This window comes from Gilliamella sp. HK2 (assembly GCF_001690265.1).
Lineage (GTDB): Bacteria > Pseudomonadota > Gammaproteobacteria > Enterobacterales > Orbaceae > Gilliamella > Gilliamella apicola_C.
In genome coordinates this window covers 1-13234 of record NZ_LZGV01000085.1, presented here as the reverse complement: position 1 = coordinate 13234, position 13234 = coordinate 1, and the positions used below count along the sequence as shown (strand labels likewise).

Below are 13234 nucleotides of genomic sequence, written 5' to 3'. Positions count from 1 at the left end.
ACAATAAGTTGCAAAGTTTAAAGCAAGCAACAAATTTCTTCAAAACCAAGAATTAACTTGTAAAACAGCATAAATTTACTAAAAAAGCTAAAAACTCTTTATCTAAATTTAATAATTTGCTTATCACTTATTATGCCGAAAATCCCAAGGAGCTATTGGATGTTTATCTTTCCATAATCCTTTTTTATTTTGTTTTGCACTTCTTTCTAATTTTACCATCATTTTGTTATTAGCAACGCCTTTATAACGGTATGCCCAAGCATAACCACTTTCGACCATTTTGGCATTAATATTTATTTTATTTAAAAAAATAGTCCCTAAGCATCTTTTATAGATGTCTTTTTTGTTTTCCTTCACAAAAACATTTTTACTAGCAATGAGTGTGGCTAAATATTTTCGTGATGCATTACCATAGGCTTGTGTGCTTTCTGGGGCATCGATATCAAGTAAACGAACACGGACTTTTTGTTTTTTGACAGTTAAAATATCCACAGTGTCGCCATCAATCACTTTAATAACTTTGCCACTAAAATCAGCATATACTAACGTGTTCGATAAACAAAATAAAATAATACAAAAAAATAAACGAGCTAAATGGTTCATTGAAATAGTAAGAATAGTATAAAAGTTTTTAATATTATACATTGATTGTTAAAAATCACGAAGCTGCGGTGGTGTTTTGTTTAATTAATGGTTAAGCACTTATTTAATGATTGTCCATCCTCTAGGCCGTATTAATAAAAATATGGCTCAGAGGTTAAGTGTTGTTATTTTTGATTAAATTAGAAAAGTTAGTTATGCAGCCTTATCCATATTAGATAAGGCTGACGAAAGCAAGTGTTAAATTAATTAAAAAGCATTGGTATCTTGGAATAGACCTACTTTTAAATCAGATGCTTGGTAAATAAGCTTACCATCAACAAAAACTTCACCATCACCGATTCCCATGATTAATTTGCGGTTAATTACCCGTTTGAAATGGATTTTGTAGGTCACTTTTTTATTAGTTGGTAATACTTGTCCCGTGAATTTTACTTCACCAACACCTAAAGCTCGTCCTTTGCCTTTGCCGCCTATCCAGCCCAAATAAAAGCCAACTAGTTGCCACATAGCATCAAGACCCAAACAGCCTGGCATAACAGGATCATTTTTGAAATGACATTTAAAAAACCATAAATTAGGATTAATATCCAGTTCTGCCTCGACAAAACCTTTGCCAAAATTACCACCGTTTTCATTCATCTCGATAATACGATCCATCATTAACATTAAATCAGATGGTAATGGAGGCCCATCATGACCAAATAATTCATTATTTCCTGATTTTATTAAATCTGTTTTATCGTACGATGATTTACGTTCAAATGTCATAAAAAAACCTTTTATTTAATGTAAATTAAAATATGTTTTGAAAATTGAAAGTTATCGAGCTTTCTATTTCTACTTCATAATCAATAAAATTTTGGGCTAAAGTTTATTGGGTATTGTTAATTTTTGCAATATTTTTGCCATTTACTAAGCCAACTATCTTGTTTTTTGTCTTGTAATAGTGCTGTTTGCATACGAGCATGAATCAATTGGTAAAGATTAATGCTATTTTTATCTTTATAGGGGATACCAGTAAGTAGATAAAGTGCATCAGCAATATGATCAACAGTCCATATTGAAAATTTTTCTTGTTTGATTGCTTCAATAACTTCATCATTTAAACTTAAATGGCGTTGGTTGGTAGCAGGAATGATCACGCCTTGTTGACCAGTTAAACCTTGATGCTTACAAACAGCAAAAAAACCTTCAATTTTTTCATTCACACCACCAATCGATTGAACATGCCCAAACTGATCTACTGACCCGGTTACTGCCAACTGCTGATCGATAGGTTGTTGCGATAAAGCGCTAATTATTGCACACAGCCCAGCAAGCGAAGCACTATCACCATCAATTTCATTATAGGACTGTTCGAATACCAAAGAAGTTGAAAAAGGTAATTGGTGATTGATCGCAAATTCAGACATAATAAAAGCCTGCATTATCATCATCCCTTTTGAATGAATATTGCCTGCTAATTCTGTTTTGCGTTCAATGTCAATTAGCTCGCCATCGCCAAATTGGAGAAGGCAACTCAAACGCGTAGGCTCACCAATAACTTTTGGGTGCCCAGGATATTCAATGACTGATAAGCCATTTATTTGTCCAACAATTTGATTTTTAGTATTAATCATTATTTGATTGTTGAAAATATCATCATATAATCTTTCTTGCAAATAATCTTCATGCCATGATTTTTGCCTGATTGCAGTAGTGATTGCAGATTCATCAATTGAGCAATTTTGCATAAAGTGTGAAGCATTAGCTAATAGTGAATTAATCCAATCAACCGAAAGAGGGAGATAATATTGGTCACCAGTGTAGCGAGTGGCTTCTTTGTATATTGTAGAAATTGCCGAAGTATCAATATTCGGCAAGCCTTGTTTATTTGCAATAAAGTTTAGGTAATCAATCCATAACTCAAATTGCTCAAATGAAGTGATTTTCAATTCATTCTCAAACTCAGCATAAATTGAAGTTGAAAAAAATTCTGGCTCGAAATCTTGTAATTCTGCTAAACTCAATCTATCTCCAACTAAAATAACCCGCAAATCAAGTGGCATAGATGGAATTGATAAAGGTAAAGGATGGGAATCATCTGTAGAAACCCACTCAAATTCTTGTTTCATTACCATTTGTTTTAACTTTGCCCACAACAAAGGTTGGCTAAGTAATGAACGAAGCCCTAAAATTAAAACACCACCATTAACACGATGAACAATCCCAGGTTGTAATTTTATTGGACTATTTTCAGGCTGTCTAACACAGCCAAAAAGTTTTTCAGTATCAATAGAAGATGCAAATAGGCAATTATCTTGAGCTGCAAAATTATCTTGTTTGCTTTTTGCCTCAGTTAGTGTAATTTTATTTTCACTAAAAAAATAGCTGTAGCCTAATGATGAGAAAGATAAGTCTGATTTAATTGCTTGTCGAAGTAAACCAAAAAAAAGCTCACTTTCAGGCGCTTTAAGCAACATAAAACGTGGATTATAACATTCTTTTTTATTGTTGCATAATCGTGACAAAGCGGAGGCAACACGGGGTTGCCACTTGAGTAAATGCTTCGATTTTTCTGGCGTTAATGCTGCTGAAAAATTAGTTTTGTTTTTAAGATCAGAAATATATGATAAATTAGGTTGGATCTGTTGTGTGTTGAGTTGTGTAATTGCCAAAATTATTGTCTTTTTGTTAGCTTATTTCATCTGCAAATTATAACAAGTATCCGTTGTATCGCCAACAGATTACCAAAATCTTTATGGTAACAAATAAAAAAATTACGGAAAGATTTTTCAAAATCAGGTAGACTAAGTCACAATTTATTGTTTATTTTGCATCACTATCATCATTATCAACGACTAAACATGCTCAGAATCAAAAATACCTATTTCAAAGATGAACGTTCCTCTCAAATTGTTAGTTGGGGACATTGGTTTACGTTGTTTAATATTTTTATCGTAATAATACTTGGTAGTCAATATCTAATTATTGCAGATTGGCCTCGCACTTTTATGGGGCGATTTTATGCAATAATTAGTGCGATTGGCCATTTTAGCTATTTGACTTTTATTGCTTACCTAGTTCTACTTTTTCCTTTAAGTTTTTTTATTCATTCATCTCGATGGCAAAGGATTATTGCAACAGTTTTTGCAACTGTTGGTATTTCATTATTACTTATTGATATTGAGGTTTTTTCGCATTTTAGAATGCATTTAAATTTGTCTATTTGGCAATTATTTTCATCACAAAAAGTTACTTATTTAAGTTCAATATTTATTATCATTCCGTTTATTTTATTAATTGAGATTCTATTTTCAGTTTGGAGCTGGAAAAAATTACGTAGTTTAAGTAAGCGTAAATGCTATGCAAAGCCTGTTGTGATTGCCTTTATTATTTGCTTTGTTACTTCGCACTTGACTCATATTTGGGCTGATGCTAATTTTTATCGTCCAATTACTATGCAGCGCTCAAGCCTGCCGCTTTCTTATCCTTTAACCGCTCGTCATTTTCTTGAACGCTATGGATTTATGAAAGAAAATGGTTATCGTGATCGCGTGACTCAAGAGGGGAATCCTTTTGCAATAGCAATTGAGTATCCTTTAGGGCGTATCGTTTATGATGAACAACCAATAAAAAACAATGTTCTAATCATTACTATTGATGGATGGAATGTTGATTTATTAAGTAAATATATGCCAAAGCTTAATGAGTTTGCTCAAGATAACATCGCCTTTACTAATCATTATGTTGCAAGTAATCAACCTTATTTGAATAATTTTTCATTGTTTTATGGATTAGATCCTAATTACTATGATAGCATTCTTGTTGGGCATAAACCGTCGGTATTATTTGAGGCTGTTACTAAACGACAATATAATTTAGGCTTATTTTCGGTTGATGGATTTGCAGAGCCTTTATATCGTTCTGCATTGTTATCTAATTTTTCAATATCAGAGCCTAAAAAACAAACCAATAAACAAATAACCGAAAGCTGGATGGCGTGGCATAAAGAACAGAATAATATTGATAATCATGCGCCTTCATTTTCTATAATTCAATATTCGTTAGGTGATAAAAACAAAAAAATTGCTATATCTGGCCTTCAATTAGAAGCTAAAAAATTAGATCAGAATATTGCATCATTAATGACTTATTTAAAATTATCTAATGCCAGTGATGATACAATTGTTATTGTTACAGGCTCGAATAATATTAAAATTGATGAAGCAAAAAAAATAGCTTTACGCAATACAGGTAGTGGCTTTAGTCGTGACTTATTAAAAGTCCCTCTGATTATATCATGGCCAGGTAAAGAAAAATCACAAGTAACACAAGCGACCTCGCAAACCGATATTATGTGTACATTAATGCAAGATGTGTTTTATGTCACTACACCACCACGGCAGTATAGCCAAGGAAAAAGCCTATTTAGCCCTAAAACAAGGCAATGGTTAGTTGTGGGTGATGAGAATACTATTGCTGCGATTTATGATGATAAAACAGTAGTTTTAGACGCATCTGGCCGTTCTAAGATTTACGATTTAAATGGCAAGTTAAAAAAAGGTGAAAAAATTAGCTTGCCAATATTCTTACAGATAGTCACCGAAAATCGCCGTTTTATGGTGGTGGATAATTGATTTATTTGCTGATTTAAAAATAAAAAAGAGGGTGAAGATTACTTCACCTCTTTACCCATAGCTTGTAGATCTGCATGATAAGATGAGCGGACAAAAGGCCCACAAGCGGCATGTGTAAATCCCATATTTAATGCAGTTTGTTTCAGGACTTCAAATTCTTGCGGTGAAACATAGCGCTCAACTGGCAAGTGATATTTACTTGGCTGTAAATATTGACCCAATGTTAACATAGTAACGCCATGGCTGCGTAAATCTTTTAATACTTGAATTAACTCTTCGTTTGTTTCGCCGAGCCCAACCATTAATCCTGATTTTGTTGGAATTTCAGGGTGCTTTTCTTTAAAGGCTGATAATAACTTGAGCGATCCTTCATAATTAGCGCCAGGGCGTATCCTTTTATATAAACGAGGGATATTTTCCAAATTATGATTAAATACATCAGGTGGGTTTTCACTCAATATTTCAACGGCTTCATCAATACAACCACGAAAATCAGGCGTTAATGTTTCAACTTTTATATTTGGGCTTAAGGCGCGGATTTCTTGAGTACAAGATGCAAAATGGCTCGCACCTCCATCTTTTAAATCATCTCTATCTACAGAGGTAATAACAACATAACGCAGTTTCATTTCTTGAATTGTTTTAGCTAGCTTGATTGGTTCTTCTCGATCTGGGGGTAATGGCCTACCATGTGCTACATCACAAAATGGGCAACGGCGCGTACAAATATCACCTAAAATCATAAAAGTGGCTGTGCCATGGTTAAAACACTCCGCCAAATTAGGGCAAGATGCTTCTTCACAGACAGAGTGTAAACCATGTTTTCGCATGGTATTTTTTATATGCGCAATATTATCAGAGTGAGCGGATAATTTTATTCGCATCCATTCTGGTTTTTTTAGTGGTTTGGTGTCTTCTAATGTTATTGTTGGAATTAAACGTGTTTTGTCAGCATCTCGGTATTTTGAGCTTCTGATTGTTGTTTCATTATTTTGCATAATTGGTATCTTATCTTTGGGGTAACTGCTTAATAAAATTATCAGTTAATAACTGTTGTATTTCTTTGCGGTTAAATTTTGACACATAGTCCTTTAACTGCGTCATTTGTAATCCTGCGTAGCCACAAGGGTTAATGTTATTGAAAGGAGTAAGATCCATATCAATATTTAATGCTAGTCCATGTAGTGTACAACCTCGGTTTATATGCAAACCCAGCGAACAAATTTTTTTATGGTCAATATAAACTCCTGGAGCATCGGGTTTTGCATGGGCTATAATACCATAATGAGCTAATGTTTGAATGACACTATTTTCTAAATAACTAACTATATCACGAATACCAATCTTAAGACGTTTTAAGTCAAACAAAATATACATAATTTGTTGACCTGGTGCATGATAGGTAATTTGACCGCCACGGTCGCTTTGAATAACAGGGATATCAGTATGATTTAATAAATGCTCTGCCTTGCCTACTTTTCCTTGGGTAAATACGGGATCATGTTCAACTAGCCAGATTTCATCTGGAGTGTGCTCATTACGGTTTTTTGTAAAGTCATGCATCGCCTGATAAGTTTGTCCGTAAGATTGAATTTTTAAATCTTTGATAATGACATTATTTATGATCATGATGTTGCTTATTGCCATTGGTATTAGCTGATATTAACTTAAAATTTCCCATTATATAACAGATTTTACTATATTTTGACAACTTGTAGGTAATTCCGATATAGACATTTTGACTATTTTTTTGTATTTATTTATCAATAAAATTTGGTTTTTATCAAACAGCTAACATAACTTTCAATATTACCATTGAAATAGTTGATTAATTTGATAGGAATTAACGTTCTTTTATAAGCTATGGTTTGCTTTACTTTTTTTATGAAAATGGCAGACTTATGCTAATAAAGCTCCATAATGCAGAGTTGTAATTTATATAGTTATTTATAGCTAAGGATAGCAAATGCTGCATTTTTTTTAACAAAAAAGAGGTTTTTATATGTCGGATATGCAAGTGAATGATATCGATCCCATTGAAACACAAGATTGGCTCAAAAGCCTTGAGTCAATTATTCGCGAGGAAGGGATTGAACGTGCACAATATATTATTGAACAAATAGTTAATAAAGCAAGAGATGGTGGTGTTCCTTTACTTTTCGGATCTTCAACCAGTAACTATATTAATACAATTCCTGTGGAAGAAGAGCCCCCTTATCCGGGTGATTGGGATATCGAAAGACGTATTCGTTCAATTGTTCGTTGGAATGCAATTATGATGGTGCTTAGAGCTTCTAAAAAAGATTTAGAACTTGGTGGGCACATGGCATCGTTCCAATCCGCAGCCACTTTTTATGAAGTATGTTTTAACCATTTTTTCCGTGCACGTAATGAAAAAGATGGTGGTGATTTAGTTTATTTCCAAGGACATATTTCACCAGGTGTTTATTCACGAGCATTTCTTGAAGGCCGTTTAACAGAAGAGCAACTTGATAATTTCCGCCAAGAAATACATGGTAAAGGATTACCTTCTTACCCACATCCTAAGTTATTACCTGAATTCTGGCAATTCCCTACAGTATCAATGGGGCTTGGACCTATTAGTGCAATTTATCAAGCACGATTCTTAAAATATTTAAATCACCGTGGACTTAAAGATACTTCTGAACAAACCGTCTATGCTTTCTTAGGTGATGGAGAGATGGATGAACCAGAATCAAAAGGTGCAATTACCGTTGCAACACGTGAAAAACTGGATAATTTGGTATTTGTTATCAACTGTAATTTACAACGTTTAGATGGTCCAGTAACAGGCAATGGTAAGATCATCAATGAATTAGAAGGTGTTTTTGCTGGTGCAGGTTGGAACGTGATTAAAGTTCTTTGGGGTGATCGTTGGGATAAACTTCTGCAAAAAGATAAGTCTGGTAAATTAATCCGACTTATGAATGAAACGCTTGATGGCGATTATCAAACATTAAAATCTAAAGATGGCGCTTATGTTCGCGAGCATTTCTTTGGTAAATATCCTGAAACAGCAGAGCTTGTTAAAGATATGACTGATGAAGAAATCTTCAGATTAAACCGTGGCGGTCAAGATCCAGCTAAAATGTTTGCAGCATTCCAACGAGCAAAAGAGACTAAAGATCGTCCAACAGTCATTCTTGCTCACACCATTAAAGGTTATGGTATGGGTGATGCAGCAGAAGCTAAAAATATTGCCCACCAAGTGAAAAAAATGAATATGGATGGAGTTCGCCATGTTCGTGACTTCTTTAATATTCCTGTGACAGATGAAGCACTCGAAAAATTACCTTATATTAAATTTGAAGAACATACTCCAGAATATAAATATATTCATGAGCGCCGTAATGCCTTACATGGTTACGTTCCATCAAGATTAACAAAATTCTCTGGCAGTGTTTCAATTCCAGCATTAAGCGAATTTTCATCATTACTTGAAGCACAATCAAAAGAAATATCAACCACAATTGGCTTTGTTCGTGCACTTAATATCATGCTTAAGGATAAAGAATTAGCGCCACGCTTAGTACCAATTTTGGCTGATGAAGCGCGTACTTTTGGTATGGAAGGTTTGTTCCGTCAAATTGGCATCTATAATCCTCATGGTCAACAATATACACCGCAAGATAGGGAACAAGTTGCTTATTATCGTGAAGATGAAAAAGGGCAAATTCTACAAGAAGGGATCAATGAATGTGGTGCAACTGCTTCATGGTTAGCGGCTGCAACATCATACAGCACTAATGATTACCCAATGATTCCATTCTACATTTACTATTCTATGTTTGGTTTCCAACGTATTGGTGATTTAATGTGGGCGGCTGGCGATCAACAAGCACGTGGATTTATGATCGGTGGCACATCTGGTCGTACAACATTAAACGGTGAAGGCCTACAACATCAAGATGGTCATAGCCATATTCAATCATTAACTATTCCAAATTGTATCTCTTATGATCCTGCTTATGTGTATGAAGTGGCTGTGATTATGCAAGACGGTTTACGTCGTATGTATGGCGAACAAGAAAACGTGTATTACTACATCACCACCCTTAACGAAAACTATGCACAACCTGCAATGCCAGCAGGTGCAGAAGAGGGGATTTGTCGTGGTATTTATAAACTTGATACCGTTGAAGGTCAAAAAGGCAAACCAACTGTGCAGCTATTAGGTTCAGGTTCAATTTTACGACATGTACGTGAAGCTGCTGATATTCTGGCTAAAAATTATGGTATTAGCTCAGATGTTTATAGCGTAACATCATTTACTGAACTTGCTCGTGATGGTCAAGATTGTGAGCGTTATAATATGTTACATCCAAGCGAAACACCAAAAGTTCCTTATGTTGCTCAAATTATGAATAACAATCCTGCGGTTGTTTCCACTGATTATATGAAACTTTTTGCTGAACAAATTCGTGGATTTGTACCAGCTGAAAGTTATCGAGTACTGGGTACTGATGGTTTTGGACGCAGTGATAGCCGTGAAAATTTACGCCATCACTTTGAAGTTGATGCATCTTATGTTGTAGTTGCAGCATTGGGTGAACTTGCTAAACGTGGTGATATTGAAGTTAGCGTTGTTGAAGAAGCAATTAAAAAATTCGAAATCAATGCAGATAAACTTAATCCACGTATTGCATAAGAGGTAAAAAGAATGAGTATTGAAATTAAGTTACCTGACATTGGTAGTGATGAAGTTGAAGTGACTGAAATTCTGGTTAATGTTGGTGACAAAGTTGACGCTGATCAGTCAATTATGACCGTTGAAGGCGATAAAGCTTCAATGGAAATTCCTGCTCCACAAGCAGGCATTGTTAAATCAATTATTGTGAAAGTTGGTGATAAAGTCAAAACTGGTGTTGACATCATGGTATTTGATGCAGATGGTGCAAGTGCACCAGCTGCTGCAAAAGAAGAGCCGAAAGTCGCAGCTTCTGCGCAAGCGGCTGCGCCAGCAGCAAGCCAAGTTGTTGATGTCAATGTACCAGACATTGGTGGCGATGAAGTTGAAGTAACAGAGATTTTGGTTAAAGTTGGTGACACTATTGCTGTTGATGATTCATTAATTACTGTTGAAGGTGATAAAGCTTCAATGGAAGTACCAGCAACCATTGCTGGCGTAGTTGAAAATATCCTAGTAAAAATTGGCGATAAAGTGAAAACAGGTTCCAAAATCATGGAATTTGAAAGCGCTACTGGTGTAGCTTCTGCTACTACAGCAAATCAAGCCTCTTCGGCTCCTGTTGCTGAAAAAGTTGCGCCAACGCCAGCAGCGCCTGTTGTGGCAAAATCAGCTCCTGCATCATCAGGTAATGATTTCATTGAAAATGATGCTTATGCCCATGCAACCCCATCTGTACGTCGTTTAGCGCGTGAATTTGGTGTGAACCTTGCAAAAGTGCAAGCGACAGGCCCTAAAAATCGTATTTTACGTGAAGATATTCAAGCTTACGTTAAAAATGCGGTTAAACAAGTTGAAAGCGGGGCTACTGGTGGTGCATTGCCTGGTTTATTACCATGGCCAAAAGTTGATTTCAGTAAATTTGGTGAAGTTGAATCGCTACCATTAACGAAAATTCAAAAAGTATCGGGTGCTAATTTACACCGTAACTGGGTAATGATTCCACATGTTACTGAATTCGACGAGTCAGATATTACTGATTTGGAAGCTTTCCGTAAACAACAAAATGCCGAAGCTGATAAAAAGAAACTTGATCTTAAAATAACGCCACTTGTGTTTATCATGAAAGCAGTAGCTAGTGCGTTAACGGCATACCCGCGCTTTAATAGCTCGTTATCTGAAGATGCGCAAACCTTAATTATCAAAAAATACATTAACATTGGTGTAGCTGTGGATACGCCTAATGGTTTAGTTGTTCCTGTATTTAAAGATGTCAATAAAAAAGGCATTATTGAGCTTTCTCGTGAACTTGCTGAAATTTCCAAAAAAGCACGTGAAGGTAAATTAACTGGCAGTGATATGCAAGGTGGATGTTTTACCATTTCTAGCCTTGGTGGCATTGGTACGACCTCATTTACACCAATTGTTAATGCGCCAGAAGTTGGCATTTTAGGCGTGTCACGTTCTAGCATGAAACCAGTTTGGAATGGTAAAGAGTTTACGCCACGTTTAATGTTGCCTTTATCATTATCATTCGATCATCGTGTTATTGATGGTGCTGATGGTGCGCGCTTCTTAAGCCATATTGTTAACGTATTATCCGACTTACGTCGTTTAGTGATGTAGTGGAGGAAAACAGATTATGAGTCAAGAAGTAAAAACACAGGTTGTTGTTTTAGGTGCTGGACCAGCGGGCTATTCCGCTGCGTTCCGCGCGGCTGACCTTGGACTAGATGTTACCCTTGTTGAACGTTATTCAACACTTGGTGGTGTTTGTTTAAATGTAGGCTGTATTCCATCAAAAGCATTACTTCATGTTGCTAAAGTAATGGATGAAGCAAAATCATTAACTGAACATGGCATCCATTTTGGTACGCCGAGACTTGAATTAGACAAAGTACGTGGTTGGAAAGAAAAGGTCATTAGTCAACTCACTAATGGGCTTGCTAGTATGGCAAAAATGCGCAAAGTCAATGTGATTCAAGGTGAAGCACAATTTACGGGTAGTCATACCATGGATGTGACATCTTCAAAAGGTATCACTAAAATTACTTTTGATAATGCGATTATTGCAGCGGGTTCTCGCCCAATTAAATTACCGTTTATTCCGCATGATGATCCGCGTATTTGGGATTCTACAGATGCATTGGCTTTAACAACGATTCCGAAAAAACTATTATTAATGGGTGGCGGAATCATTGGTCTTGAAATGGGTACTGTCTACCATGCATTAGGTTCAGAAGTAGACGTGGTTGAAATGTTTGACCAAGTGATCCCAGCAGCTGATAAAGATGTTATTAAAGTCTTTACTAAGCAGATCCAGAAGAAATTCACTTTACGTTTAGAAACCAAAGTGACTACTGTTGAAGCAAAGCATGATGCAATTTATGTCACCATGGAAAAGAAAGATGGCACCACTGAAACCCACACTTATGATGCGGTACTTGTGGCAATTGGTCGTACACCGAATGGTAAGCTAATTAGTGCTGAAAAAGCAGGTGTTAATGTGACTGATCGTGGTTTTATTGAAGTCGATAAGCAAATGCGTACCAATGTACCACACATCTATGCTATTGGTGATATCGTTGGTCAGCCAATGCTTGCGCACAAAGGCGTACACGAAGGTCATGTTGCAGCCGAAGTGATTGCAGGTAAAAAACACTTCTTTGATCCAAAAACCATTCCTTCTATCGCTTATACTGAGCCAGAAGTAGCTTGGGTTGGTTTAACTGAAAAAGAAGCGAAAGAAAAAGGCATTGATTATGAAGTGTCAATCTTCCCATGGGCAGCATCAGGACGTGCTATTGCATCTGATTGTTCCGAGGGGATGACAAAACTCATCTTCAATAAAGCAGATAATCGCTTGTTAGGTGGTGCGGTAGTTGGCGCTAATGGCGGTGAATTACTGGGTGAAATCACCTTAGCGGTTGAAATGGGCTGTGATGCAGAAGATATCGCATTAACCATTCATGCGCACCCAACATTGCATGAATCAATTGGCTTAGCCTCGGAAATTTATGAAGGCTCTGTCACTGATTTACCCAATGCTAAAGCGAAGAAGAAATAGTTAATAAGTCATTTATATACTTAATAAAATGCCGTTAGCTCAAACTAACGGCATTTTTATTTGTCTTAAAATAAATTTGTTTGTCAAAACGCTTCCGAAAATAAAGTGTTTTAATAAAATAAAACTGAATTAAATATACTTAGTATGGATCTTAATAAAATTGAATGAAAGAGTAGGTCATCTATTTATCATGATAGTTTGCGTAATTGCTAATATTTTTCATTTAAATTTAATCATCTTAATTTTAGTGTTTTTTTCACAATTTTGGGATTTAACTCAACTCCAAGATTCAATTTT

The 13234-nt window shown here is 35.7% G+C and carries 9 protein-coding genes; 4 read left to right on the top strand and 5 right to left on the bottom strand.

Translation table 11 applies throughout. From position 1 onward, the window contains the following. Nucleotides 1-123 precede the first annotated feature (123 nt). The 3 genes from A9G45_RS08740 to A9G45_RS08730 all read right to left on the bottom strand — a co-directional run bounded on the left by A9G45_RS08740 (nucleotide 124) and on the right by A9G45_RS08730 (nucleotide 3260). The gene (locus A9G45_RS08740; protein WP_255307136.1) at nucleotides 124-645 is read right to left on the bottom strand and encodes a thermonuclease family protein; all 522 of its coding nucleotides are present in this window, start codon (nucleotides 643-645) and stop codon (nucleotides 124-126) included. 204 nt (nucleotides 646-849) lie between these two features. Continuing rightward, on the bottom strand, nucleotides 850-1371 hold the full coding sequence (fabA, locus tag A9G45_RS08735; RefSeq protein WP_065567471.1) for a bifunctional 3-hydroxydecanoyl-ACP dehydratase/trans-2-decenoyl-ACP isomerase: 522 nt from the start codon (nucleotides 1369-1371) through the stop codon (nucleotides 850-852). Between the two features lie 116 nt (nucleotides 1372-1487). Further along, nucleotides 1488-3260, bottom strand: coding sequence for an AAA family ATPase (locus tag A9G45_RS08730; protein ID WP_141673649.1), 1773 nt, complete (start codon nucleotides 3258-3260; stop codon nucleotides 1488-1490). Between the two features lie 189 nt (nucleotides 3261-3449). Between A9G45_RS08730 and A9G45_RS08725 the strand changes: the two genes are divergently transcribed. Continuing rightward, the gene (locus tag A9G45_RS08725; RefSeq protein WP_065567470.1) at nucleotides 3450-5222 is read left to right on the top strand and encodes a DUF3413 domain-containing protein; all 1773 of its coding nucleotides are present in this window, start codon (nucleotides 3450-3452) and stop codon (nucleotides 5220-5222) included. A gap of 38 nt (nucleotides 5223-5260) precedes the next feature. On the opposite strand, the gene lipA is transcribed toward A9G45_RS08725, so the two are convergent. Continuing rightward, on the bottom strand, nucleotides 5261-6220 hold the full coding sequence (lipA, locus tag A9G45_RS08720; RefSeq protein WP_065567469.1) for a lipoyl synthase: 960 nt from the start codon (nucleotides 6218-6220) through the stop codon (nucleotides 5261-5263). 10 nt (nucleotides 6221-6230) lie between these two features. Next, nucleotides 6231-6851: a lipoyl(octanoyl) transferase LipB gene (gene lipB / locus A9G45_RS08715; protein WP_065567468.1), complete on the bottom strand. Its 621-nt coding sequence runs from the start codon at nucleotides 6849-6851 to the stop codon at nucleotides 6231-6233. A 373-nt stretch (nucleotides 6852-7224) separates the two neighbouring features. Between lipB and aceE the strand changes: the two genes are divergently transcribed. From aceE to lpdA, 3 genes are read left to right on the top strand one after another with little or no spacing between them, the layout of a single operon-like run. After that, nucleotides 7225-9891 (top strand): pyruvate dehydrogenase (acetyl-transferring), homodimeric type, encoded by a 2667-nt coding sequence (aceE, locus tag A9G45_RS08710; RefSeq protein ID WP_065567467.1) that lies wholly within the window; start codon nucleotides 7225-7227, stop codon nucleotides 9889-9891. A gap of 12 nt (nucleotides 9892-9903) precedes the next feature. Continuing rightward, on the top strand, nucleotides 9904-11496 hold the full coding sequence (aceF, locus tag A9G45_RS08705; protein ID WP_081297872.1) for a pyruvate dehydrogenase complex dihydrolipoyllysine-residue acetyltransferase: 1593 nt from the start codon (nucleotides 9904-9906) through the stop codon (nucleotides 11494-11496). Between the two features lie 16 nt (nucleotides 11497-11512). After that, a complete protein-coding gene (gene lpdA, locus A9G45_RS08700) occupies nucleotides 11513-12937 on the top strand; it encodes a dihydrolipoyl dehydrogenase (protein ID WP_065567466.1) in 1425 nt (474 codons plus the stop codon). Nucleotides 12938-13234: the final 297 nt, after the last annotated feature.